The organism is Rhodobacter sp. Har01, assembly GCF_020564565.1.
Taxonomy (GTDB): domain Bacteria; phylum Pseudomonadota; class Alphaproteobacteria; order Rhodobacterales; family Rhodobacteraceae; genus Pseudogemmobacter.
Genome location: NZ_JAJCTD010000006.1, coordinates 41,970 through 64,088, shown reverse-complemented (window position 1 = coordinate 64,088; position 22,119 = coordinate 41,970). Strand labels below are relative to the sequence as shown.

25 protein-coding genes and 1 other RNA gene are annotated in these 22,119 nt (G+C 67.7%); 19 read left to right on the top strand and 7 right to left on the bottom strand.

Annotated features, from left to right (window positions below; all coding sequences use genetic code 11):
* Positions 1 to 3 precede the first annotated feature (3 nt).
* From LHP98_RS14840 to LHP98_RS14825, 4 genes are read left to right on the top strand one after another with little or no spacing between them, the layout of a single operon-like run.
* The gene (locus LHP98_RS14840; protein ID WP_227253329.1) at positions 4 to 999 is read left to right on the top strand and encodes an ABC transporter ATP-binding protein; all 996 of its coding nucleotides are present in this window, start codon (positions 4 to 6) and stop codon (positions 997 to 999) included.
* Complete coding sequence (locus LHP98_RS14835) at positions 996 to 1,763, top strand: L-iditol 2-dehydrogenase (RefSeq protein ID WP_227253328.1); 768 nt, start codon at positions 996 to 998, stop codon at positions 1,761 to 1,763. Before LHP98_RS14840 ends, LHP98_RS14835 begins: the two co-directional genes overlap by 4 nt.
* A 2-nt stretch (positions 1,764 to 1,765) precedes the next feature.
* Positions 1,766 to 2,548 (top strand): SDR family NAD(P)-dependent oxidoreductase, encoded by a 783-nt coding sequence (locus tag LHP98_RS14830; protein ID WP_227253327.1) that lies wholly within the window; start codon positions 1,766 to 1,768, stop codon positions 2,546 to 2,548.
* 9 nt (positions 2,549 to 2,557) lie between these two features.
* Positions 2,558 to 3,991: a mannitol dehydrogenase family protein gene (locus tag LHP98_RS14825; RefSeq protein WP_227253326.1), complete on the top strand. Its 1,434-nt coding sequence runs from the start codon at positions 2,558 to 2,560 to the stop codon at positions 3,989 to 3,991.
* Between the two features lie 4 nt (positions 3,992 to 3,995).
* Here the strand turns inward: LHP98_RS14825 and LHP98_RS14820 are convergent, their stop codons facing one another.
* The 4 genes from LHP98_RS14820 to LHP98_RS14805 form a co-directional block, all read right to left on the bottom strand.
* Complete coding sequence (locus LHP98_RS14820) at positions 3,996 to 5,231, bottom strand: saccharopine dehydrogenase family protein (RefSeq protein ID WP_227253325.1); 1,236 nt, start codon at positions 5,229 to 5,231, stop codon at positions 3,996 to 3,998.
* Between the two features lie 32 nt (positions 5,232 to 5,263).
* Entirely contained in the window at positions 5,264 to 6,358 is a 1,095-nt protein-coding gene (locus LHP98_RS14815; RefSeq protein ID WP_227253324.1) for a carboxynorspermidine decarboxylase, read from the bottom strand.
* 220 nt (positions 6,359 to 6,578) lie between these two features.
* Positions 6,579 to 7,283, bottom strand: a complete 705-nt coding sequence (locus LHP98_RS14810) for a winged helix-turn-helix domain-containing protein (RefSeq protein WP_227253323.1) — start codon at positions 7,281 to 7,283, stop codon at positions 6,579 to 6,581.
* A complete protein-coding gene (locus LHP98_RS14805) occupies positions 7,255 to 7,542 on the bottom strand; it encodes a hypothetical protein (protein WP_227253322.1) in 288 nt (95 codons plus the stop codon). Before LHP98_RS14805 ends, LHP98_RS14810 begins: the two co-directional genes overlap by 29 nt.
* A 223-nt stretch (positions 7,543 to 7,765) precedes the next feature.
* Here LHP98_RS14805 and LHP98_RS14800 point away from each other — a divergent pair, with 223 nt between their 5' ends.
* The 3 genes from LHP98_RS14800 to LHP98_RS14790 all read left to right on the top strand — a co-directional run bounded on the left by LHP98_RS14800 (position 7,766) and on the right by LHP98_RS14790 (position 9,314).
* Positions 7,766 to 8,257 carry a hypothetical protein gene (locus LHP98_RS14800; protein WP_227253321.1) on the top strand — a complete coding sequence of 164 codons (492 nt, stop codon included), beginning with the start codon at positions 7,766 to 7,768 and terminating at the stop codon, positions 8,255 to 8,257.
* Between the two features lie 166 nt (positions 8,258 to 8,423).
* Positions 8,424 to 8,861, top strand: coding sequence for a YeeE/YedE family protein (locus tag LHP98_RS14795; RefSeq protein ID WP_413687719.1), 438 nt, complete (start codon positions 8,424 to 8,426; stop codon positions 8,859 to 8,861).
* Between the two features lie 3 nt (positions 8,862 to 8,864).
* Positions 8,865 to 9,314: a YeeE/YedE family protein gene (locus LHP98_RS14790; RefSeq protein WP_227253319.1), complete on the top strand. Its 450-nt coding sequence runs from the start codon at positions 8,865 to 8,867 to the stop codon at positions 9,312 to 9,314.
* 22 nt (positions 9,315 to 9,336) lie between these two features.
* Here LHP98_RS14790 and LHP98_RS14785 read toward each other — a convergent pair whose 3' ends face one another.
* Positions 9,337 to 10,710: a M24 family metallopeptidase gene (locus tag LHP98_RS14785; protein WP_227253318.1), complete on the bottom strand. Its 1,374-nt coding sequence runs from the start codon at positions 10,708 to 10,710 to the stop codon at positions 9,337 to 9,339.
* A 117-nt stretch (positions 10,711 to 10,827) separates the two neighbouring features.
* Between LHP98_RS14785 and ffs the strand changes: the two genes are divergently transcribed.
* The 10 genes from ffs to LHP98_RS14735 all read left to right on the top strand — a co-directional run bounded on the left by ffs (position 10,828) and on the right by LHP98_RS14735 (position 19,426).
* Positions 10,828 to 10,924: signal recognition particle sRNA small type (gene ffs / locus LHP98_RS14780), an RNA gene on the top strand.
* A 135-nt stretch (positions 10,925 to 11,059) separates the two neighbouring features.
* Entirely contained in the window at positions 11,060 to 12,094 is a 1,035-nt protein-coding gene (gene rsgA / locus LHP98_RS14775) for a ribosome small subunit-dependent GTPase A (protein ID WP_227253317.1), read from the top strand.
* Positions 12,095 to 12,198: 104 nt separating this feature from the next.
* Positions 12,199 to 13,950 carry a DNA polymerase III subunit gamma/tau gene (locus LHP98_RS14770; protein WP_227253316.1) on the top strand — a complete coding sequence of 584 codons (1,752 nt, stop codon included), beginning with the start codon at positions 12,199 to 12,201 and terminating at the stop codon, positions 13,948 to 13,950.
* Positions 13,947 to 14,417, top strand: coding sequence for a GNAT family N-acetyltransferase (locus LHP98_RS14765; protein ID WP_227253315.1), 471 nt, complete (start codon positions 13,947 to 13,949; stop codon positions 14,415 to 14,417). Before LHP98_RS14770 ends, LHP98_RS14765 begins: the two co-directional genes overlap by 4 nt.
* 64 nt (positions 14,418 to 14,481) lie before the next feature.
* The gene (locus LHP98_RS14760) at positions 14,482 to 14,826 is read left to right on the top strand and encodes a YbaB/EbfC family nucleoid-associated protein (protein ID WP_227253314.1); all 345 of its coding nucleotides are present in this window, start codon (positions 14,482 to 14,484) and stop codon (positions 14,824 to 14,826) included.
* 5 nt (positions 14,827 to 14,831) lie between these two features.
* Positions 14,832 to 15,428: a recombination mediator RecR gene (gene recR, locus LHP98_RS14755; protein WP_227253313.1), complete on the top strand. Its 597-nt coding sequence runs from the start codon at positions 14,832 to 14,834 to the stop codon at positions 15,426 to 15,428.
* A 131-nt stretch (positions 15,429 to 15,559) separates the two neighbouring features.
* Positions 15,560 to 16,357, top strand: coding sequence for a YqiA/YcfP family alpha/beta fold hydrolase (locus tag LHP98_RS14750; RefSeq protein WP_227253312.1), 798 nt, complete (start codon positions 15,560 to 15,562; stop codon positions 16,355 to 16,357).
* Positions 16,358 to 16,456: 99 nt separating this feature from the next.
* Positions 16,457 to 17,389 carry an acetyl-CoA carboxylase, carboxyltransferase subunit beta gene (accD, locus tag LHP98_RS14745; RefSeq protein WP_227253311.1) on the top strand — a complete coding sequence of 311 codons (933 nt, stop codon included), beginning with the start codon at positions 16,457 to 16,459 and terminating at the stop codon, positions 17,387 to 17,389.
* Positions 17,386 to 18,678 carry a bifunctional folylpolyglutamate synthase/dihydrofolate synthase gene (locus LHP98_RS14740; protein ID WP_227253310.1) on the top strand — a complete coding sequence of 431 codons (1,293 nt, stop codon included), beginning with the start codon at positions 17,386 to 17,388 and terminating at the stop codon, positions 18,676 to 18,678. Before accD ends, LHP98_RS14740 begins: the two co-directional genes overlap by 4 nt.
* Before the next feature lie 82 nt (positions 18,679 to 18,760).
* Positions 18,761 to 19,426, top strand: coding sequence for an NYN domain-containing protein (locus LHP98_RS14735; RefSeq protein WP_227253309.1), 666 nt, complete (start codon positions 18,761 to 18,763; stop codon positions 19,424 to 19,426).
* Here the strand turns inward: LHP98_RS14735 and LHP98_RS14730 are convergent.
* Both LHP98_RS14730 and LHP98_RS14725 read right to left on the bottom strand, forming a co-directional pair.
* On the bottom strand, positions 19,423 to 20,049 hold the full coding sequence (locus tag LHP98_RS14730; protein WP_227253308.1) for a TetR/AcrR family transcriptional regulator: 627 nt from the start codon (positions 20,047 to 20,049) through the stop codon (positions 19,423 to 19,425). The two genes, LHP98_RS14735 and LHP98_RS14730, sit on opposite strands and share 4 nt — an antisense overlap.
* A gap of 56 nt (positions 20,050 to 20,105) precedes the next feature.
* A complete protein-coding gene (locus tag LHP98_RS14725; RefSeq protein ID WP_227253307.1) occupies positions 20,106 to 20,279 on the bottom strand; it encodes a hypothetical protein in 174 nt (57 codons plus the stop codon).
* A 154-nt stretch (positions 20,280 to 20,433) separates the two neighbouring features.
* On the opposite strand from LHP98_RS14725, the gene mbfA reads away from it, so the two are divergent.
* Together mbfA and LHP98_RS14715 are read left to right on the top strand one after the other, a co-directional pair.
* Entirely contained in the window at positions 20,434 to 21,411 is a 978-nt protein-coding gene (gene mbfA, locus LHP98_RS14720) for an iron exporter MbfA (RefSeq protein WP_227253306.1), read from the top strand.
* Positions 21,411 to 22,103, top strand: coding sequence for a nitroreductase family protein (locus tag LHP98_RS14715; RefSeq protein WP_227253305.1), 693 nt, complete (start codon positions 21,411 to 21,413; stop codon positions 22,101 to 22,103). The genes mbfA and LHP98_RS14715 overlap by 1 nt, the downstream gene beginning before the upstream one ends.
* The last annotated feature ends 16 nt before the right edge of the window (positions 22,104 to 22,119 follow it).

Sequence of the window (22,119 nt, the reverse complement as noted above, 5' to 3'; positions counted from 1 at the left end):
GACATGGGACAGATCACCCTCAAATCGGTCCGCAAATCGTTCGGCGATGTCCATGTCATCCCCGGCGTGGACCTGGAAATCCGCGATGGCGAGTTCGTCGTCTTCGTCGGCCCCTCGGGCTGCGGCAAGTCCACCCTTCTGCGGCTGATCGCGGGGCTGGAGGATACCACCGCCGGACAAATCCTGATCGACGGCAAGGACGCCACCGACCTGCCCCCCGCTCGCCGCGGCCTGGCGATGGTGTTCCAGAGCTACGCGCTTTACCCGCACATGACGGTGCGCAAGAACATCGCTTTCCCGCTCAAGATGGCTGGGCTTTCCGAAGCCGAGCAGGCGAAGAAGGTGGAGGCCGCCGCGAAAGTGCTGAACCTCACCGCCTACCTCGACCGCCGCCCCGGCCAGTTGTCGGGCGGCCAGCGCCAGCGCGTCGCCATCGGCCGCGCGATCGTGCGCGAACCGGCGGCGTTCCTGTTCGACGAACCGCTGTCGAACCTGGATGCCGCCCTGCGGGTGACCATGCGGCAGGAAATCAGTGAACTGCACCAGGCGCTGAAGACGACAATGATCTACGTCACCCACGACCAGGTCGAAGCGATGACAATGGCCGACAAGATCGTGGTGCTGAACGCCGGCCGGATCGAGCAGGTGGGCAGTCCCCTGGACCTGTATCACTTCCCCGACAACCTGTTCGTCGCGGGCTTCATCGGCAGCCCGAAGATGAACCTGATCGAAGGCGCCGAGGCCGCCCGCCACAATGCCCGGACCATCGGCATCCGGCCCGAGCATATCGGTGTCGGCTCCGGCCCATGGGAGGGCACGGTGCAGCTGTCCGAACACCTCGGCTCCGACAGTTTCGTCAAGGTGCAGGTGGACGGCATCGGCGTGCTGAACGTCCGCGCCGGCGGCGAGATCGGCGTCCACCATGGCGACCGCATCCGGTTGAACCCCGAACCCGACAAGATCCACCGCTTCGATGCCGACGGAAAGGCCATCCGATGAGACTGCAAGGCAAGACCGCCCTGATCACCGGCGCCGCCCGCGGCATTGGCCTGGAATTCGCCCGCGCTTACGTGGCCGAAGGCGCGCAGGTGGCCATCGCCGACATCGCCATCGACGCCGCCCGCAAGGCCGCGAACAGCATCGGCCCGCAAGCCCATGCCATCGCGCTGGACGTCACCCGCCAGGACAGCATTGACGCCGCCTTTGCTGAGGCCGTCACCCGCATGGGCCACCTGGATATCCTGATCAACAACGCAGCCCTCTTCAGCGCCGCGCCCATCGCCGAGATCACCCGCGCCGATTATGAACGTCTGTTCGCCGTCAACGTTGCCGGCACGCTGTTCTGTCTGCAGGCCGCCGCGCGCCACATGATCCCGCGCGGGCAGGGCACCATCATCAACATGGCCAGCCAGGCCGGCCGCCGCGGCGAGGGGCTGGTGGCCGTCTACTGCGCCACCAAGGCCGCCGTCATCTCGCTGACTCAATCCGCCGGGCTGGACCTGATCCGCCACGGCATCAACGTCAACGCCATCGCCCCCGGCGTGGTGGATGGCGAACACTGGGACGGCGTCGACGCCTTCTTCGCCAGATACGAAGGCAAGGCGCCGGGCCAGAAGAAGCGCGAGGTCGGCGCCGCCGTTCCCTTCGGCCGCATGGGCACCGCCGCCGACCTGACCGGCATGGCGGTCTTCCTCGCCACGGATGAGGCAAAATACATCGTCGCCCAGTGCTTCGGCGTGGACGGCGGCAACTGGATGGCATGACCATGGATCTTGGACTCACCGGAAAACTCGCCGTCATCTCGGGCGGTTCCATCGGCATCGGCCTTGCCGCCTCCCGCACGCTGGCCCGCGAAGGCGCCCGCGTGCTGATCGCGGCGCGTGACGGCGCCCGCGCCGCCGGCGAAGCCGCCCGCATCCTGGCCGATTTCGGCACCGAGGCGCAGTCGGTCGCCGCCGATGTCTCGACCGCCGAAGGCTGCGCCGCCGTGGTCAAGGCGGCGGCCGAGATGGGCGGGGCAGTGCTGTTGTTCAACAACGCCGGCACCGGCTCGAACGAAACCATCCTTCAGGCGCCGGATGACAAGTGGCTGTCCTATTGGAACCTGCACGTCATGGCCGCGGTGCGGCTGGCGCGCGGGCTGGTGCCGCAGATGCAGGCGCATGGCGGCGGCGCGATCCTCAACAACGCCTCGATCTGCGCCGTCCAGCCACTTTGGTATGAGCCGATCTACAACACCACCAAGGCCGCGCTGATGATGCTGTCGAAGACCATGTCGACCGAGTTCATTCCCATGGGCATCCGCGTCAACACCCTGAACCCCGGCCTGATCCTCACCCCCGACTGGATCAACACCGCGAAGAAGCTGGCCCCCGGCGGCGACTGGCAGGCCTACCTGCAAGGCGTCGCCGACGAACACGCCGCCATCCGCCGCTTCGGCACCCCCGAGGAGCTGGCCGAGGTCATCGCCTTCCTGCTGTCGCCGCGCGCGTCCTACTGCACCGGCGCGACCTACCATGTCGACGGCGGCATGTTGAAAACCGTCTGAGGCCCGCACATGACCCCCACCGCAAGCCTGCCCGCCTATGACCGCAGCCGTCTGACGCCCGGCATCGTCCACATCGGGCTGGGCAACTTCCACCGCGCCCACATGGCGGTCTATCTGGACGACCTCTTCGCGCTGGGGCAGGGCCACGACTGGGCCATCCTCGGCGCCGGCGTCCGCCCCGCCGATGCCGCCATGCGCGACGCGCTGAAATCGCAGGATTGCCTCTCGACCATCATCGAGCTGGACCCGGCCGGCAAGACCGCCCGCCGCATCGGCGCCATGGTCGATTTCATCGAGGTCCAGCCCGACAACGCCGCGCTGATCGCCGCCATGTCGCGCCCCGAGATCCGCATCGTCAGCCTGACCGTCACCGAGGGCGGCTATTTCATCAACCCGGCAACCGGCGCCTTCGACCCCGAAGCCTCCGAGATCGCCGCCGATGCGGCAAGCCCCCACCGCACCGCCTTTGGCGCCATCGTCGCCGCGCTGAAGGCCCGCCGCGCCGCGGGCCACCCGCCCTTCACCGTACTGTCCTGCGACAACATCCCCGGCAACGGCGACGTCACCCGCGCCGCCGTCGCTGGCCTGGCCGAACTGTCCGACCCCGCCCTTGCCGCCTGGGTCCGCGCCAACGTCGCCTTCCCCAACGGCATGGTCGACCGCATCACCCCCGCCACCGGCCCGCGCGAACGCGCCATCGCGGCCACCTTCGGCCTAGCCGACGACCCGGTCCCGGTGACCTGCGAGCCGTTCCGGCAATGGGTGGTCGAAGACCACTTCCCGCAGGGCCGCCCGGCGCTGGAGAAGGTCGGCGTCACCTTCACCCCCCACGTCCACGCCTTCGAGAAGATGAAGATCCGCATCCTGAACGGCGGTCATGCCACCATCGCCTATCCCGGCGGGCTGATGGATGTTGAATTCGTGCATCAGGCCATGGCGCACCCGCTGATCCGCGGCCTGCTGCACAAGGTGGAACGCGAGGAGATCATCCCCTATGTGCCCCCGGTGCCCGGCACCGACCTTGCCGCCTACTACGCCCTGATCGTCGAGCGTTTCTCGAACCCCGAGGTCGCCGACACCGAACGCCGCCTCTGCCTCGACGGCTCCAACCGCCAACCCAAGTTCATCGTCCCCTCGATCCGTGATGCTCTGGCAGCGAGCGGCCCGGTCGACGGCCTGGCGCTGGTGTCGGCGCTGTGGTGCCGCTACTGCTTTGGCACAACCGAAAACGGCACTGTGATCGCTCCGAACGACCCCAACTGGGACATGCTGGTGCCACTGGCTCGCCAAGCCAAGGCCGACCCCGCCGCCTGGCTGTCGCAGCGGGCGATCTATGGCGATGTGGCCGACGATCCGCGTTTCCGGGCAGCCTTCACCAACGCGCTGGGCCGCCTCTGGCAGGACGGAACCGCCGCTACGCTGGCCCGCTACCTGGGGCAGTGACGCCTCAGAACGTCAGCAGCCGGTCGCCCTGCCCGTCGATGATCCGGCTGGGCAGGCCCATGCCGTTCAACAGGCTGATGAAGGGTCGCGGGTCCAGTTCCTCGACATTGACCATGCGGCCGACGTCCCAGGTGCCGTCCGCGATCAGCAGCGCCGCCACCACCGGGGGCACGCCGGCGGTGTAGGAAATGCCCTGACTGCCCACCTCGGCATAGGCCTCGGCATGGTCGGCGACGTTGTAGATCGTCAACTCGACCGGCCGGCCGTCCTTCACCCCCCGCACCACATCGGCGATGCAGGTCTTGCCGGTATAGGTCGGCGCCAGGCTGGCCGGATCGGGCAGCACCGCCTTGACCACCTTCAGCGGCACCACCTCAAGGCCCTCGGCCGTGCGCACCGGCTGCTCGCTCAGCAGCCCCAGATTCTTCAGCACTGTGAAGACGTTGATGTAGTGGTCGCCGAAGCCCATCCAGAACCGCACATCCGCCTGCGGATAGCGCGCCGACAGGCTGTGCACCTCATCGTGCCCGGTCAGATAGGCCCTTTGCGGCCCCACCACCGGCAGGGTCCAGTCCTTGCCCACCTCGAACATCTCGTTCGGCACCCAGGCCCCGCCCTGCCACGACCACACCGTCCCGGTGAACTCGCGGAAATTGATCTCGGGGTCGAAGTTGGTGGCGAAATACTTGCCGTGGCTGCCGGCGTTGATGTCCACGATGTCGATACTGTCGATCCGGTCCAGCATCCCCTCGGCCACCCGCGCCCAGGCGTTCACCACGCCGGGGTCAAAGCCGATGCCCAGCACCGCCGTCACCCCCGCCGCGCGGCACCGCTCGCGCCGCTTCCACTCGTGGTTGGCATACCACGGCGGCGTCTCGCAGATCTGCGCGGGGTCTTCGTGAATGGCGGTGTCCATATAGGCCGCGCCGGTCTCGATGCAGGCTTCGAGCACCGTCATGTTGACGAAGGAACTGCCGACGTTGATGACGATCTGGCAGCCGGTATGCCGGATCAGATGCGCCACCGCGCCGGTATCCATCGCATCCACGGCATGGGCCACGAACACCCCCGGCACCTTCATCGCGCCCTTGTCCTGCACGCTGTCGATGATCGCCTGCGCCTTCGCCACCGTGCGGCTGGCGATGTGCAGATCCCCCAGCCGGTCGTTGTGCTGCGCCGCCTTGTGCGCCACCACCTGCGCCACGCCGCCGGCGCCAATGATCAGAACATTCCGTTTCATCGGAAACCTCCTCGCATGTCGGGGAAGGGCGGTCAGCCCAGGGACGCCTTGTAATCGGCGTAACCGAAGGCGCGCGCGACGGTCAGGCTGCCGTCCAGTTCGCGGATGACAATCGACGGCATCTTCACGCCATTGAACCAGTTCTTCTTGACCATGGTGTATCCCGCCGCATCGGTGATGCTCAGCCGGTCGCCCACCTGCAAGGGCTTGGGAAAGTTGAACTCGCCGAACACGTCGCCCGCCAGACAGGACTTGCCGCAGATCATGAACGGATGCTCGCCCTCCGTCTCCATCTTCGCCGGCTGGCGATAGATCAGCAGGTCCAGCATATGGGCCTCGACCGAGGAATCCACAATGGCCAGGTCCTTGCCGTTGTTCATCACGTCCAGAACCGTCACCTCAAGGCTTGCCGCCCCGGTGATCGCCGCCTCGCCCGGCTCAAGATAGACCTGCACCCCGAAGCGGTCGGAAAACGCCTTCAGCCGTGCCGCCAGCTTCGCCACGGGATAACCCTCGCCTGTGAAGTGGATGCCGCCGCCCAGGGAGACCCACTTCAACCGCCGCAGCAGCCCGCCGAATTCCTCTTCGATCTGCGAAAGCTGCCGGTCGAACAGGTCGAAATCGGCGTTCTCGCAGTTGTAGTGGATCATGAAGCCGCTGATCCGGTCCATCACCCGCTTGATCTTGCCGGCATCCCATTCCCCCAGGCGACTGAACGGCCGCGCCGGATCGGCCAGGTCGAACCCGCTGGTCGAAAACCGCGGGTTCAGCCGCAGCCCCCGCGCGATATGGGCCGAGGCATTGTCGAACCGCTCAAGCTGCCCGATGGAATTGAAGATGATCTTGTCGGCATAGCCCACCGCTTCGGCGATCTCATGGTCGGCCCAGCCCACCGAATAGGCATGGGTCTCGCCGCCGAACTCCTCGCGCCCCAGCCGCAATTCGTACAGGCTGGAACTGGTGGTCCCGTCCATGTGCGCCCGCATCTGGCCGAACACGCCCCAGGTCGCAAAGCACTTCAGCGCCAGCAGGCACTTCGCCCCCGAGGCGACGCGCAATTCGTCCATCACCGCCATGTTCCGGGCCAGCCGGGCGCGGTCGATCAGGTAATAGGGTGTCTGGATCATCGCATCCCCCAAGGCGGTCAAGGGACCAACAGGAAACGCGTTCCTTAGGCCCCCCATTTCCCCTATGCAAGGCTCTTGAAGGTTGCATGACGCCCGCCGCATTCACCCGCCGCGGCGGCAAAAGCAGCCATACGCCTGCCATACGTCAGCCAGACGTGGACCAAACGCAGACCATTCATGAAATTCTTTGCGGAATCAGCTCGTTAACCCTGTGATCGGGTCAGATCATCCGAATCGTCTCTTTGCCCACCGCCAGCACATAGCCGCGCCGCGCGATGGTCTTGACCAGCAGCTCGCTGACCAGCTGGTTGCCCAGCGTGTCGCGCAGCCGCTTGACCCGCGTCGCCCCCGCCGCCTCGTCGCAGTCCACCTCGTTGCGGCCAGAGATCACCGCCTCGATCTGCGCCCCGGTCAACACCTCGTCATCCATCCGCGCCTCGGCCAGAACGCTCAGCGTCTCCAGCGCGGCCTCGGTCAACTGGAACTCGAGGTCGTTGATGTAGACGGCCCGCGCCTCGCGAGAAATCATCAGGCTGGCCACCTGGATGCCCGACCGTTGTATCGCCGAAATCCGCCGGTTCAGCGCGATGATCATCACCAGAAACACCAGCGCCGCCACCAGAAGGGCGGTGGAAAAGACCAGCAGCACGAAGATCACAACGCGGTAGCTGATCAGAACTTCCGAGAACGAGGTGCCCGATTGCGCCAGAATTTCCAAGAGCTTGATCTCGGCGCCCGAAGTCAGGTCATCGTTCTCGACGAAAATCCGCTCGACCCGGGCATTGAAGGCGTTGGCGTCGGGCAGGTTCAGGAACAGGAACAGCGCCACTCCGAACAGGATCAGCACGATGCCGGCAATGCCGAAGGCAACCACGCGGTTGCCCTGCCTCAGGCTGTCAGTAACGGAGGAAATACTCCCCGGCATTCGCTTTCCTTTTCTCCAGACCCTCGGGCCCGAATGTGGATACAACGTCCAGCAAGGTCCAGCCGTCGCCGGCAAGACGCGGCGCCAATTCGCCCAACGCGGCCCCCACGCTGCAATTTGCGTCGCTGATCTGCGCCACACCGTAGTGATACCTGGTTGGATCTTTCTTCTTGGCCTTGTAATCGGCATAGCATTCCGCTGCCGCCGGCCCGGCCAGCGTCAGCGCAGCGACTGCGATCAAGATCATCAGGCTCTTCATTGTCCGGCTCCATGGCGCAGAACTGCTCGTCCTGACGCACTCTGCGCACAAGCCCCCGGATATTCAATATCCACGCCCCTGCCCCCGGCTGCTATCGCATAACACCGCGGCGATATTGCCTGTCCGGCGCGATTGGCCGGATGCTGTCCTCAAGGTTCCCACGGCCCGGATCGGCCTGGCGAACCCCCAGAACACAAACAACAATTCTGACAAGGAGGCCGCAATGCACCCGCCCCGGATCATCCCCGCCGCCCGCATCTCGCGCGCTGTTCCCGCCCCCGCGCCCGGCCGCTTCTTCGCCGGCCTCGCCGCCGCCGCCGCGGTGCTGGCGCTGGTTCTTGCCAGCGCCCTTCCGGCCCGCGCCGACAAGCGCAGCGACGACCTGGCCAAGGCACTTCTGGGCATCATCGTGCTGGGCGCCATCGTGAACGAACTGAACGACAATGACCGCAAGCCCGCCCCCGCGCCGGTGCACAAGAAGAAGCACAAGGCCGACCGTCCCCGCATCCCCGCCGTCTGCGCCATCCAGATCGACGGCCAGCGCCGCAGCGTGACGGTCTATCCCGAAAGCTGCCTGCGCGACGAAGGCGTCCGCGCCAAGCTGCCCCGCCATTGCAGCCATGAGGCCCGCATCTACGGCAAATGGGACCGGATCTACGGCGTCGACTGCCTGCGCGAAGCCGGGTTCGAGGTGCGCGAGGACCGCGGCCGCTGACACAGGGTTTCCGGGCCGCTTGGGGCCCGGGGACGGCACCGCAGGCCCTTGACCGCGGTGTCCGGACTGGGGGGCGAAGGGATGAGCAGCCTTCGCCCCCTTTTTCATGCCTCTGGCCTTCGCCAGGAAAACAAGGCAGAGGGGCACGGCTTACAGGCAAGGACCGCTGCTGGCCATGGAAACCGAATTCACCCCTTGGGCCTCGCTGGCCGGAGGCCTGCTGATCGGCACCGCTTCGGTGCTATTGATGGCCACGCTGGGCCGGATCTACGGCGCCACCGGCATCGTCGCCGGGGTGTTCTTCCCCGAGACCCTGCGCGACTGGGCCTGGCGCGCCGCCCTGCTTGCCGGCATGGCCGCAGCGCCGGGGTTGTTCTGGGCTCTCAGTGGCCAGATGCCCGCCGTGCAGGTTCCGGTCGGCAGCGGCCTCATGGTTCTGGGTGGGCTTCTGGTGGGCATCGGGGTCACGTTCGGCGGCGGCTGCACCTCGGGCCACGGCGTCTGCGGCATGGCCCGATTGTCGATCCGGTCCATCGTGGCGACGGCGACGTTCATGCTGTTCACCGGGCTGACGGTCTATGCCCTTCGGCATCTGACGGCCTGAGACATGCGCATCCTCTCCGCCCTTCTGATCGGCCTGGTCTTCGGCTGCGGGATCGTGCTTTCGGGCATGGGCAACCCGGCCAAAGTCCTCAATTTCTTCGATCTCGCCGGCGGCTGGGACCCCAGCCTGATCCTGGTCATGGGTGGGGCGCTTGCCGTCACCTACCTTGGCTATCGCGCTGTCCTGCGCCGCCCCGCGCCTTTGCTGGACAGGGCTTTCCACCTGCCGAAGTCCAGGGTGATTGACGCCCGCCTGCTGGGCGGCTCGGCCGTCTTCGGCATCGGCTGGGGGATCACCGGCTTTTGCCCCGGCGGCGCCTTGCCGATGCTGGGCACCGGCAACACCGGGGTGCTGATCTTTCTGGCGGCCATGACCGCCGGCATCCTTGGCGCCCGAAGCGCAATCCGCTGGCTCGACCGGCACGGGGCGAAACCGGCGCCGTTCCGGCACTGAGCGGCGTGTCACAGCTGCCCGGCTAGAGCACCACCACCTGCGCCGCGTCAAGAAGGAAGGGCGCGACGATCCCGCAGGTGTCGGCAAGCGGCAGAAGGGTCTCGGGCACGTGCATCCCGATGGCGTCGCGCATGAAACTGGCCCGGGCCTGGATGCGGCGGGCGACGTTGGGGTGTCGGTGTGCCAGATCCCTGCGCAGGGCCTCGTCTGCCAGGACGTAGCCATCCTCCATCCGGGTCGAGCCATAGGCGGGGTGCGACGGGATCACGTCCATCTGCATCGCCATGCCCGAGGCGAGCGGGATGTCCGACCCCTCGGCGATGGGAGAACTGATCCATTCGTCCAGCCCGATCAGGTGGCCCGGGTTCAGCGTCACGCCAAAGGTGCGGAACGGCAGGCGGGTGCGCATCCCTGCCCAGACCTCACCCCCGGTCACGCCGGGACGCATCAACGCGCACCAGTCCGACATGGCGGCGACGTAGGGAAAGACGAAGTCGTCGAGATAGCCTTCTGCCGGCCGCGGCAGGTCCGCCGGGCCGCGTGCCACCCAGCCGGCGCGGCAGATGTTGGCACCCCAGTGGCAGATGTTGAAGCTGATCGGCTGGCCCGGGGTCAACCGCTCTCCGCTGGGGCCGGACAGGCCCTGCGCGGCCCGCCCGCCGGTGGCAAAGGTCAGGTGGCAACCCAGCGGCAGCCCGCCCAGCCGCGCGGCCTCGACCGCCGCAAAATCCGTCATGCCTTCGCGAAAGGCAAAGACCATCCGCTTCAGCGCGGCTGCGGCCATATGGTTGGCGAACTCCAGCCGGGCGATCTCATCGGCATCGACCCGGCAGCGCAGCCCGTGGCCGGGGTGCATGAACAGTGCGGTGGCGTTTTCCACTCGCCCCGCGATGGCGCGCAGCGGGTCGGCGACAAAGGCCGGCAGGTCCAGCGCGGTGGCGGGATCGTCCACCTCGTCGGGACCGAACCACTTCCACCCTGCGGCGCCGACCGTCGCGCCCTTGGGCACGATCTCGGCCAGCCAGTCGGCCAGCCGGGGCGTGCCGCGCGGCTGGCTGGGCAACGACAGCGCGGCGCAATGGCCGATGCGAATGCGCCCGGCAGCGACCAGCGGCGAGACCGCCGTCCAGGGCAGGCATTCGTTGCCCGCCAGCAGCAGCGCGTCATCCGGGGTGACCACCAGCACCGCCTCCTCGAAGTGCGGGTCGAAGCCAGTCAGCCAGTGCAGGTTCGCTGCGTGCTCGCGGTCGGCATAGACCACCAGCGCCGCCTGGCCCGCCGCGGCCATCGCCGCGCGCGTGTCGGCAAGCCGCGCCTCGGCCTCGGGCAGGCCAAAGGCGGGTGGCAGGTCGGGGGTGCCATGGTCGGGCCAATCCATCCTTACCAGGTTGGTCATCGCGGCCTCCTTGCGCTTGGGCGCGCTTGCAGCCTAGGGCATTGCAGCGATTCGCGGGCTGCGACGTGCTGGCGGGATGGCTTGCGAATCCCGCCCCCCGGGCCTATATCGGCGGGCGAGAGGTTGGCGCGGGCAGGCGCCTCGCCAACCCGGTCAGGTCCGGAAGGAAGCAGCCGTAACGAGACCCGCTTGGGTCGCTGTCCAGCCTCTCACCCTTGTCCCTTTGGCCGAAAGGAGGACGTTGATGCTGCCGACTGCCGCCGTCCTCGGGGCTTTGCCCCGCGCCTGATCCTGTGCGCCTGCCGCTGGCGGTGCGCGCATTTCCGCGACTTCGCCTGAGGACACTTCCTTGACACACCTTACCCTTGACGACCTTGGCTGGTCGCCGCATTTCGCGGCCCAGATCACCGCCGATGACGGCTCCGCCCTGCCCTTGCGGCTGATTGGCGTGCAGCGCAACCGGGCCACCGGGCTTGGTCCCGGCGGGCCGCTGGTGCTGGAATTTCCGCCGGGGCTGACCGCGGGCGAAGTGGCGGTGGGCGACTGGGCGCTGGCCAACCCGGAAACCCGCCGTATCCTGCGGGTGCTGGAACGCCGTTCGCTGCTGGAGCGCAAGGCGGCCGGCATCGAGGTGCGGCCACAGCTGATTGCCGCCAATGTCGATACCTTGTTCATCGTCACCTCCTGCAACGCCGATTTCAACCTGGCCCGGTTGGAAAGGTATGTGGCGCTGGCGCTGGACAGCGGCACCACGCCGGTGATCGTGCTGACCAAGGCCGATCTGGCACCGGATGCCGAGGCGATGGTGGCCGAGGCGAAGGCGATCTCGCCGCGCATCGCCGCAGTTCTGGCGCTGAATGCCAAGCAGGCCGAGGCGCTGGACGTGCTGCGGCCTTGGTGCGGGCAGGGGCAGACGGTGGCCTTTGTCGGCTCGTCCGGGGTTGGCAAGTCGACGTTGATCAGCGGGCTGGCGGGGATCGATCTGGCCACCGCCGGCATTCGGGAAGACGACGCCAAGGGCCACCACACCACCACGGCGCGGTCGCTGCACCTGATGCCGGGTGGCGGCCTGCTGATCGACATGCCCGGGATGCGCGAACTGGCGCTGTTCGACGCCGCCGAGGGCATTGCCGAACTGTATGACGATATCGAGGCGCTGGCGGGCACCTGCCGGTTTCGCGATTGCAGCCACGGCGCCGAGCCGGGCTGTGCGGTGCAGGCGGCGATTGCGGCGGGAGTGCTGGAGGCCGGGCGATTCGGCCGCTGGCAGAAGTTGCAGCAGGAAGACGCCCGCACCAACACCAGCCTGCTGGAGGCCCGCCGCCGCGACAAGGCCTTCGGGCGGATGATCAAGGCGGTGAAGAAGGACATGAAGCGCCGCTAGGACCAATGTCCTTCGAAGACAATCGACCATCCCCGCCGCCCGGCCTTTGGGTGGACGCCGCACGCCCCGCGCCCTAGTCTGGCGCCCGAGTCACGCGAGGGACCATGTCCGACACACCCGACAAAGCCTATCAGGTTCTGGCCCGCAAATACCGGCCGCAGACCTTTGCCGACCTGATCGGGCAAGAGGCGATGGTGCGCACGCTGAAGAACGCCTTCGCGGCCGACCGCATCGCGCATGCCTTCGTGATGACCGGCGTGCGCGGGGTGGGCAAGACCACCACGGCGCGGATCATCGCCAAGGGGCTGAACTGCATCGGCCCCGATGGCACCGGCGGGCCGACCACCGACCCCTGCGGTGTGTGCGAGCCCTGCCGGGCCATCGCCGAGGGCCGGCATGTCGACGTGATGGAGATGGACGCCGCCAGCCGCACCGGGGTGGGCGACATCCGCGAGATCATCGACTCGGTCCACTACCGGGCGGCATCGGCGCGGTTCAAGATCTACATCATCGACGAAGTTCACATGCTGTCGAACAACGCCTTCAACGCGCTCTTGAAGACGCTGGAAGAGCCGCCCGCGCATGTGAAGTTCATCTTCGCCACCACGGAAATCCGCAAGGTGCCGGTGACGGTGCTGTCCCGCTGCCAGCGGTTCGACCTGCGCCGGATCGAGCCCGAGGTGATGATGGCGCACCTCACGAAGATCGCCGCCGCCGAAGGCGCCACGCTGGCCCCCGACGCGCTGGCGCTGATCACCCGGGCGGCCGAAGGATCGGTTCGCGATGCGATGAGCCTGATGGACCAGGCCATCGCCATGGGCGGCGGCGAGACCAGTGCCGAGCAGGTCCGCTCGATGCTGGGCCTGGCCGACCGGGGCCGCACGCTGGACCTGTTCGACCTGATCATGAAGGGCGACGCGGCGACGGCACTGGCGGAATTGTCGGGGCAATATGCCGCCGGGGCCGACCCGATGGCGGTGCTGCGCGATCTGGCCGAGATCACCCACTGGATCAGCGTGATCAAGATCACGCCCGAGGCGGCGGATGACCCGACGGTTCCGCCCGACGAACGCTCTCGCGGGCTGGACATGGCGGTGCGGCTGCCGATGCGGGCGTTGTCGCGGATGTGGCAGATGCTGCTGAAGGCGATCGAAGAGGTGGGGCTGGCCCCCAACGCCATGATGGCCGCCGAGATGGCGGTGATCCGGCTGACCCATGTCGCCGACCTGCCCGACCCCGAAACGCTGGTCAGGAAGCTGACCGAGGGGCCCCGTCCGCCCCAGGGCGGGGCGCCGTCGGGCGGCGGTGGGGGCGGCGGAACCGTCCATGCGCCGATGATGCGCGCGCCGATGGCACCCGCCCGTGGCCCGACAATGGTTGCCACGGCCCCGGTGCTGGCCGAAGGTCAGGTCGCCCTCTGTGCCACCTTCGAGGCGGTGGTCGAGCTGATCCGCGAAAAGCGCGACATGTCGCTGCTGGTCGAAGTCGAGGATGGCGTGCGGCTGGCCCGCTACACGCCCGGCCGGATCGAGTTCGAGCCGGCCCCCGGCGCCCGCCCCGACCTTGCGGCAAGGCTGAGCCAGCGCCTGCAGGCCTGGACCGGTGCCCGCTGGGGCGTCTCGGTGGTGTCGTCGGGCGGCGCGCCGACACTGGCCGAACAGCGCGACAGCGCCATGGTCGAGGCCCGTGCCGAGGCGATGGAGACTCCGTTTGTGCAGGCCGTGCTTGCAGCCTTTCCGCAGGCCAGGATCACCGACATCCGCACCCCCGAGGCGATGGCCGCCCGCGCCGCCATCGAGGCTCTGCCCGAGGCCGAGCCCGAGGTCGACGACGACTGGGACCCGTTCGAAGAATGACCCCGCCGATCCGCCGCGCCGGGCCGCAGGATGCAGCAGAGATGGCCCGGCTGAACGCCCACGTGCAGGGCTGGCACGCGGCGCATTACCCCGAGGCCTTTTTCCCGCACCCCGACCCCGCCGCCCTGACCGCGCATTTCGCCGCCCGGCTGGCCGAGCCGGGGGTGACCTGCTTCCTGGCCGGCGATCCGGCCCTGGGCTACGCGCTTTGCGCCCTGCAAGAGCGCCCGCTGTCAGTGTTCTCGCCGCCCGTCTGCCGCCTGCTGGTCGAACATGTCGCGGTGGCGCCGCAGGCCCGGCGGCAGGGCATCGGCCGGGCGCTGCTGGCGGCCGCGCGGGGGCTGGCGCGCGACCTTGGCACCGACGAGATCCTGCTCGACACCTGGGAGGGCAACCGCGAGGCGCATGCCTTCTTTCAGGCCGAGGGCTTTGCCGTGCGACGGATGCTTTACCGCGCCACGCCCTGACCGGCGCTTGCGCGCGCCCGCGCGGACCCGTATCTCAGGGAAAACCCCTAACTGGAGACAACCGATGTTCAAGGGTCTTGGCGCACTGGGCGACATGGCGGGCATGATGAAGAAGGCCCAGGAAATGCAGACCCGCATGGCCGAGCTGCAAGAGGCGATGGCCAACACCGTGGTACTGGGCGAGGCCGGCGGCGGGCTGGTCAAGGCGCGCGTCACCGCCAAGGGCGAAGTGACCGGGCTGGACATCGACCCGTCGATCCTGGTCGCCTCGGAGAAGGAAATGGTCGAAGACCTGATCGTCGCGGCGATCAAGGATGGCCAGGTCAAGGGCGCTGTGCGCAACGCCGAAGAGATGCGCAAGCTGACCGAAAGCCTGGGCCTGCCGACCGACATGAAACTGCCGTTCTGAGCGATATGGCCGACGATGCCGGGATCGAGGGGCTGATCGACCTGATGGCGCGGTTGCCCGGCCTTGGCCCCCGGTCGGCCCGGCGCGCGGTGCTGGTGCTGTTGAAGAAGCGCACGCAGCTGATGGCGCCGCTGGCGCAGGCCATGGCGCAGGTCGCGCTGGCCGCGACCGAGTGCCGGGTCTGCGGCAACATCGGCACCTCGGACCTCTGCCCGATCTGCGCCGATCCGGCCCGGGCGAATGGCGAGGTCTGCGTCGTTGAAGACGTGGCCGACCTTTGGGCGCTGGAGCGCGCCGGCGTGTTCCGCGGGCGATATCACGTGCTGGGCGGCCTGCTGTCGGCCTTGGATGCGGTGGGTCCCGAGGACATCGGCATCCCGCGCCTGGCCGCGCGCGTGGCGGCCGAGGGCGTGAAGGAAGTGATCCTGGCCCTGAACGCCACCGTCGATGGCCAGACGACGGCGCATTACATAGCCGATGCGCTGGCGCCGACCGGCGTTCAGCTCAGCTCTCTGGCGCAGGGCGTGCCGGTGGGCGGCGAACTGGACTATCTTGACGACGGCACCCTGGGCGCCGCCCTTCGGGCGCGCCGGCGTGTCTGACGTCAAGCCTTAGAATTAGCCGAAAATCCCAGACGCTGACTGCTACGACCGCGGCCCCTGCCTTGATAGAAAAGGACAGAAAAGGTGGTGGCATGCAGAGTCTTGTGTTGATCGGAACGGACCGCCACCGAATGACACTGCGGCCGTCGCAGGTTGAATCCGACACTCTGGTCGTTTCCTTCGTCCCGCCGCGCCCCCTGCCCGGGATGACAGGCCTCGGCGCCAGTTTCGCGCTGTGGCTGGGCTTTTCCCATGTCGAGGTCGAAGACAGCGCAGCAGGCCAGTTTCAGCAGCTCAGCCCCGAGGAACTGCACAAGGCCTTGGCCCCACTGTTGCCCGATCATCCCCGCAGGTTCTTCTGTGGCGCGTCGCTTGGCGGTCATGCCGCCTTGTATTACGCCAACTGGTTCAATGCGCGCGCCATTGCCTTCGCCCCGCGGTTGCCGGGGCATGCCTATTTCCGGCCCTGGCTGACGGCCGGCCGCCGCCGGCTGGCCCGGCTTCCGCTCAGCCACCGCGATCTGCCCGATGTGGCCGACCCGGCACTGCGCCCGTCCGTCCTGTTCGATCCCTGGATCGCCGCCGATGCCGCCTATGTCGATCGCTTTGTCCGTCCGGCCTATCCCGAGGCCTGGTTCCTACCGGTCCGCGGCGGCGGGCATAAGGTCGCACGCCTTCTGGCCTACCAGCACCGGCTGAAGCCGATCCTCGCCGACATCCTGGTGCACGAGCGCCAGCCGGAACTTGGCTACGACCTGGACGGCCGCCCGCGCAACCACTTGCGACTGGCCCGCAAGGCGTTGAACCGGGGGGACGCGCCGGCCGCCTCGCACTGGTTGTTCCAGCTGATGCGCAATCCGGCCACGCCAGGGCTGGTCGAAGCGATGGATCGCTACCACGCGCTGACCGGCAGCGCGCTTCTGCGCTGATCCGCAGTCGCCCTGCGACCCGCCCCCCCTGCCGATTGCATTCGCCCCTTCGGGAGCGTATCTCGTGGTGACTTTGGCGACCACCTCGGCAGGACCCGCATGAACTGGATCACCAACTACGTCCGCCCGAAGATCAACTCGCTGTTCTCGCGGCGCGAAGTGCCCGAGAATCTGTGGACGAAGTGCCCCGAGTGCGGAACCATGCTGTTCCACCGCGAACTGGCGCAGAACCTGAACGTCTGCTCGAACTGCGATCATCACATGACGATCAGCCCGCGCGACCGCTTCCGGTCGCTGTTCGACGGCGGCGTCTTCACCGAGGTGAAGGTGCCCGAGCCGGTGGTCGATCCGCTGGGCTTCCGCGACCAGAAGAAATACCCCGACCGGATCAAGGCTGCGCAGAAGACCAGTGGCACCAAGGACGCCATGCTGGTGGCAGAAGGCGAGATCGCCCGCACCCCGGTCGTGGCTGCGGTGCAGGACTTCAGTTTCATGGCCGGGTCGATGGGCATGTATGTCGGCAATGCCATCATCGCCGCGGCTGAGCGTGCGGTGCAGACGAAAAAAGCGCTGGTCCTGTTCTCGGCCTCGGGCGGGGCGCGGATGCAGGAGGGGATGCTCTCGCTGATGCAGATGCCGCGCACCACGGTGGCCGTGCAGCTTCTGAAGGAGGCGGGCCTGCCCTACATCGTGGTGCTGACCCACCCGACCACCGGCGGGGTGACCGCCAGCTATGCCATGCTGGGCGACGTGCAGATTGCCGAACCCAACGCGCAGATCGGCTTTGCCGGGGCGCGGGTGATCGAGCAGACCATCCGCGAGAAGCTGCCCGAAGGGTTCCAGCGCGCCGAATACCTGCTGGATCACGGCATGCTGGACCGGGTTGTTCACCGCAAGAAGCTGCGCGAAGAACTGGCCGCGCTGATCCGCATGCTGATGTCGCTGCCGCCGCCGATCAAGGGCGACCTTGCCCCGCCACCGCCGCCGCCCGAGCCCGAGATCAAGCCGCCCGAGCCGGAGGCCGAGGCTTGAGCCAGCCCTACGGGTCGGACGCGATCCTTGAGCGGCTGATGACCTTGCACCCCAAGGTCATCGACCTGACGCTGGACCGTGTCCACCGCCTGCTGGCTGCGCTGGACCACCCTGAACGCCGTCTGCCGCCGGTCATCCATATCGCGGGCACCAACGGCAAGGGCAGCACCCTGGCGATGATTCGCGCCGGGCTTGAAGCCCCGTCCCAAGGGTCGGCGGGGGACCGGGTGCATGCCTATACCTCGCCGCATCTGGCCCGATTCCACGAACGCATCCGGCTGGCGGGGGAGTTGATCAGCGAGCCGGCGCTGATGGCGCTACTGGACGAATGCGCCGTGGCGAACGCCGGCGAAGGCATCACCTTCTTCGAGATCACCACCTGCGCGGCCTTCCTGGCCTTTGCCCGCACGCCCGCCGACTGGACGCTGCTCGAGGTAGGCCTTGGCGGACGGCTGGACGCGACCAACGTGGTCGACAGGCCCGCGCTGACCATCATCACCCCGGTGTCGATCGACCACCAGCAATACCTGGGCGAAACCCTGCCCGAGATCGCCGGCGAAAAGGCCGGCATCTTGAAACGAGGGGTGCCTTGCGTGGTGGGGCCGCAGGCGCCCGAGGGGCTGGGGGTGATCGAGGCCCGCGCCGCCCGGCTGGGGGCGCCGCTGCTGGTGCACGGCCAGCACTGGCATGTGTGGGAGGAGCGCGGCCGGCTGGTGTTCCAGGACGAGAACGGGTTGATGGACCTGCCGCTGCCGAACCTGCCCGGCCCGCACCAGATTCAGAACGCCGGCGCCGCGCTGGCCGCCTTGCGCGCGTTGGGCCGTGATGAGGCCGCCTGCGAAGCCGCCGTCACCCGCGCCGTCTGGCCCGCCCGGATGCAGCGCCTGCGCCGCGGCCCGCTGGTCGAGTTGGCGCCGCAAGTGGAACTCTGGCTTGACGGCGGCCACAACCCGGCCGGGGGCGAGGCCATTGCGGCCACCGTGGCCCGCATGCCCGCCCGGCCCACGCATCTGATCTGCGGCATGCTCAACACCAAGGACGTGCGCGGCTACATGCGCCCCCTCGCCCCGCAGGCGACCCGGCTTCATGCCGTCTCGATCCCCGGCGAAAAGAACACCCTTCCCGCCGAAGACACCCGCGACGCCGCCCGCGACGCCGGCATCCCCGCCGAAGCCGCCGCCTCGGTGGCCGAGGCGCTGCGGGCCATTGTCGCGCAAGATGCCGAGGCCCGCGTCCTGATCTGCGGTTCGCTCTACCTTGCCGGACAGGTGCTGAGGGAGAACGGCTAGCCCTGCCCAGCGATGCCGCAAGGCCTCAAGAACGCCGCATTTTCACGGTCGGGTTGCTGCACGTTGCAGTGCCGAGTCAACCATGGACCTTACCCCTGCGCCAAGTCCCGCCCTCGCCCTGCTGGTAGACGGCGAGAACCTGTCGAAAGACCGCGCCGCCGAGGTGATGAAAGCCGCGCGCCGGTTCGGTGACCCGCAAGTGCGCCGCGTCTATGGCAATCTGAACGCCATTTCGGGCTGGGAAGACCACGGTTTCCGCCTATGCCCTACCCGCCCCGGCAAGAACGCCGCCGACATGCTGCTTTGCGTCGAGGCTGCCGTCCTGGCTCTGCGCGATGGCTTCGAAACCCTGGTCATTGCTTCATCGGACCGTGACTTCAGCTATCTGGCCGAACAGATGCGAGAAGCTGGAAAGCGCGTCGTGGGGATGGGACAGCCAAGCGCGCCGGCGAGCTTCCGGGCGACCTGCTCACAGTTCGAAGTCCTGTCGCCGCCTGCAATCGCGCCTTCCGCTCCAGAACCCAAATCCTCTGGGCCTTCGACCATGCTAGATAAGGTCCGCTTTGTCGTCCGCGCCAGCGGCCCGGCGGGATTTCCCTTGGCATCGCTTGGGCCGGCAATGCAGCAGCAAGGCATCAAGATCGCGGAAACCCCCGAGAAATCCTGGCGTGCATGGCTGACCGCCCGCCCCAATGTCTTTGTCTGTGATCCGAAGGGCCCCGAAGCCCGGGTCCGGCTGAAGGCCTAACCCTTCACCCCATAGCGCGCCATGAACATCTCGACCGCGCCGTGCAGCGATTTCTGCACGCCCGCTTCGGTGATGGTGTCCTCCAGCCCGAACAGCAGGCGGTCGTGAATGTGGGCCTTGCAAAGCTGGGCGAACTGTTCGGCGGCCAGCCTGGGGTCTTCGATCCGCAGCAGGCCCTTTTCAGTCAGATGGCGCATGTGGTGGGCCAGGCGGTCCTGCGTCAGGCCCGGCCCGTTGGCCCAGAAATCCCGCGCAAGGTCAGGGAAACGGCCGCCTTCGGAGGTAACCAGCCGGAACGCATTGCGGCCAAAGTCCGACAGCAGGAACCCCGCGATGCGTTCGGCCACGAACAGCAGCATCTCCTCGACCGGGGCCGACAGGTCCAGCTCGGCCTCGGCCAGTTCGGTCTGGCGCCGGCATTCGGTGGCGCAGATCTGGCGGAACAGCACGTTCTTGTCGGCGAAGTAGGCGTAGAGCGTGGCCTTCGACACTCCCGCCTCGCGGGCGATGTCATCGACCGAGGCCCCGTCATAGCCGTCGCGCAGAAAGACACGCCGCGCGCCGTCCACAACCTGGTCGAACTTGCGGCCTTTGCGGCCCTCTGCCCCGACGGTTTCAGCCATGAGTTCCCCTTGCGGGAAACATAGACCGGCCACAACCGCCGGGGCAAGGTTGCCGATCATTCCTGATTGACGCAGACCGCCTTGGCATCGGCAGTGTCGCAGGTCTTGGACGAGGCGGTGACACCGTCGTCGGGCCAGCTCAGCGCGGGCAGAAGGGTGGCCATGGTCTGGGCCGGAACCGGTGCAGCGGCAAGAACGAACAGGGCAAGAGTGGCAAGAAAGGATCTCATTGCTGGTCTCCGTCAGATGCGTCAATGCGACTCGACATATACTGAACCGTTCAGTTCGTCAATTCGAATCTGAACCGATCGGTTCAGTTTGGCGCAACTTGCCTCGGCGACAGACACGGACTATCTGAAAATCTCTCAGATCAGGGGATTCCCCGTGCTGCCTTCGATCTCGTCCCGCCGCCGCTTTGCCGACCTGACCGAACAGGAGGTGCTGGCGCTGGCGATTTCGTCCGAAGAGGACGATGCGCAAATCTACCGCAGCTTTGCCGAGCGTCTTCGCGCTGACTACGCGGCCACGGCCGCCGTCTTCGACGACATGGCCAAGGAAGAGGACGAGCACCGCCGCCGCCTGATCGAGGTGCACCGCAGGCGGTTCGGCGAGGTGATCCCGCTGATCCGGCGCGAACACGTGGCGGGGTTCTATGCCCGCAAGCCGGTCTGGCTGTCGGCCAACCTGTCGCTGGAAACCATCCGCGGCGAGGCGCGGGCGATGGAGCGGCAGGCGGCGGAGTTCTACACGCTTTCGGCGCAACGCACCTCGGATGCCGGCACGCGGAAACTGCTGGGCGACCTGGCCGCGGCCGAGGCCGGGCACGAGGCGCACGCCGGGCGGCTGGAGTCGCAGCACCTGGGCGCCGACGAAAAGGCCAACGAAGACGCCGACGCGCGGCGGCAGTTCATCCTGACCTGGGTGCAGCCGGGCCTTGCGGGGCTGATGGATGGCTCGGTCTCGACCCTGGCGCCGATCTTCGCCACTGCCTTTGCCACGCAGGACACCTGGACAACGTTCCTGGTCGGCACCGCGGCCAGCGTCGGCGCCGGCATCTCGATGGGCTTCACCGAGGCCGCGCATGACGACGGCGTGCTGTCCGGCCGCGGCAGCCCCTGGAAACGCGGTCTGGCCTCGGGGGTGATGACCACGCTGGGCGGCATGGGCCACGCCTTGCCCTACCTTATCCCGGATTTCTGGACCGCCACCACCATCGCCATGATCGTGGTGTTCGTGGAACTTTGGGCCATTGCCTGGATTCAGAACCGGTTCATGGAAACCCCCTTCCTGCGGGCTGCCCTGCAGGTGGTGCTGGGCGGCGCGCTGGTCTTCGCGGCAGGCGCGCTGATCGGGGGCGGGTGATGTACCGCAAGGGCGAAGTCAGCTACCAGGCCCTGCCGCTCCCCGACCGGGTGCAACTGCCGCCAGAGGAATCGCTTCGCGCGGCGCAGGATTTCCTGGCCTACATGCGCAAGCGCCACTCGGTCCGGCAGTATGCTCCGGACCCGGTGCCGCAGGCGGTGATCGCCGCCTGCATCGCCGCCGCCGGCACCGCGCCCTCGGGCGCCAACCACCAGCCCTGGCATTTTGCCGCCATCGCCGACCCGGGCATGAAGGCCCGCATCCGCGCCGCGGCCGAAGAAGAGGAACGCGCTTTCTACGCCGGCGGGGCGGGCGACGAATGGCTGGCCGCGCTGGAACCGATCGGCACCGGCGTCTCGAAGCCGCACCTGACCGATGCCCCCTGGCTGATCGTGGTCTTTGCCCAGCGCTGGGGCACCACCGAGGACGGCCAGCGCTACAAGAACTATTACGTCCCCGAAAGCGTGGGCATCGCGACCGGCGTGCTGATCACCGCGATCCACCATGCCGGGCTGGTCTGCCTGGAACACACGCCCAACCCGATGCCCTTCCTGAACAACATGCTGGGCCGCCCGGCGCAGGAAAAGCCGGTGATGATCCTGCCCGTCGGATATCCCGCCGCCGACGCCACCGTCCCCGCCGTGGCCAAGCGCAAGAAGCCTCTGGACCAGATCCTCAGCCTGTTTCCCTGACCGGATTCGCCGCCGC

Excerpts from the sequence above, each read along its gene's own strand:
- LHP98_RS14800 (WP_227253321.1), top strand. The coding sequence starts at position 7,766 with ATGCACCCGCCCCGGATCATCCCCGCCGCCCGCATCTCGCGCGCTGTT.
- LHP98_RS14760 (WP_227253314.1), top strand. The coding sequence starts at position 14,482 with ATGTTCAAGGGTCTTGGCGCACTGGGCGACATGGCGGGCATGATGAAG.
- LHP98_RS14790 (WP_227253319.1), top strand. The coding sequence starts at position 8,865 with ATGCGCATCCTCTCCGCCCTTCTGATCGGCCTGGTCTTCGGCTGCGGG.
- LHP98_RS14825 (WP_227253326.1), top strand. The coding sequence starts at position 2,558 with ATGACCCCCACCGCAAGCCTGCCCGCCTATGACCGCAGCCGTCTGACG.
- LHP98_RS14750 (WP_227253312.1), top strand. The coding sequence starts at position 15,560 with ATGACACTGCGGCCGTCGCAGGTTGAATCCGACACTCTGGTCGTTTCC.
- LHP98_RS14715 (WP_227253305.1), top strand. The coding sequence starts at position 21,411 with ATGTACCGCAAGGGCGAAGTCAGCTACCAGGCCCTGCCGCTCCCCGAC.
- LHP98_RS14810 (WP_227253323.1), bottom strand. The coding sequence starts at position 7,283 with ATGCCGGGGAGTATTTCCTCCGTTACTGACAGCCTGAGGCAGGGCAAC.
- LHP98_RS14820 (WP_227253325.1), bottom strand. The coding sequence starts at position 5,231 with ATGAAACGGAATGTTCTGATCATTGGCGCCGGCGGCGTGGCGCAGGTG.
- LHP98_RS14835 (WP_227253328.1), top strand. The coding sequence starts at position 996 with ATGAGACTGCAAGGCAAGACCGCCCTGATCACCGGCGCCGCCCGCGGC.
- accD (WP_227253311.1), top strand. The coding sequence starts at position 16,457 with ATGAACTGGATCACCAACTACGTCCGCCCGAAGATCAACTCGCTGTTC.
- LHP98_RS14840 (WP_227253329.1), top strand. The coding sequence starts at position 4 with ATGGGACAGATCACCCTCAAATCGGTCCGCAAATCGTTCGGCGATGTC.
- LHP98_RS14765 (WP_227253315.1), top strand. The coding sequence starts at position 13,947 with ATGACCCCGCCGATCCGCCGCGCCGGGCCGCAGGATGCAGCAGAGATG.
- LHP98_RS14730 (WP_227253308.1), bottom strand. The coding sequence starts at position 20,049 with ATGGCTGAAACCGTCGGGGCAGAGGGCCGCAAAGGCCGCAAGTTCGAC.
- LHP98_RS14815 (WP_227253324.1), bottom strand. The coding sequence starts at position 6,358 with ATGATCCAGACACCCTATTACCTGATCGACCGCGCCCGGCTGGCCCGG.
- LHP98_RS14770 (WP_227253316.1), top strand. The coding sequence starts at position 12,199 with ATGTCCGACACACCCGACAAAGCCTATCAGGTTCTGGCCCGCAAATAC.
- LHP98_RS14805 (WP_227253322.1), bottom strand. The coding sequence starts at position 7,542 with ATGAAGAGCCTGATGATCTTGATCGCAGTCGCTGCGCTGACGCTGGCC.
- LHP98_RS14830 (WP_227253327.1), top strand. The coding sequence starts at position 1,766 with ATGGATCTTGGACTCACCGGAAAACTCGCCGTCATCTCGGGCGGTTCC.
- LHP98_RS14785 (WP_227253318.1), bottom strand. The coding sequence starts at position 10,710 with ATGACCAACCTGGTAAGGATGGATTGGCCCGACCATGGCACCCCCGAC.
- LHP98_RS14735 (WP_227253309.1), top strand. The coding sequence starts at position 18,761 with ATGGACCTTACCCCTGCGCCAAGTCCCGCCCTCGCCCTGCTGGTAGAC.
- recR (WP_227253313.1), top strand. The coding sequence starts at position 14,832 with ATGGCCGACGATGCCGGGATCGAGGGGCTGATCGACCTGATGGCGCGG.
- LHP98_RS14725 (WP_227253307.1), bottom strand. The coding sequence starts at position 20,279 with ATGAGATCCTTTCTTGCCACTCTTGCCCTGTTCGTTCTTGCCGCTGCA.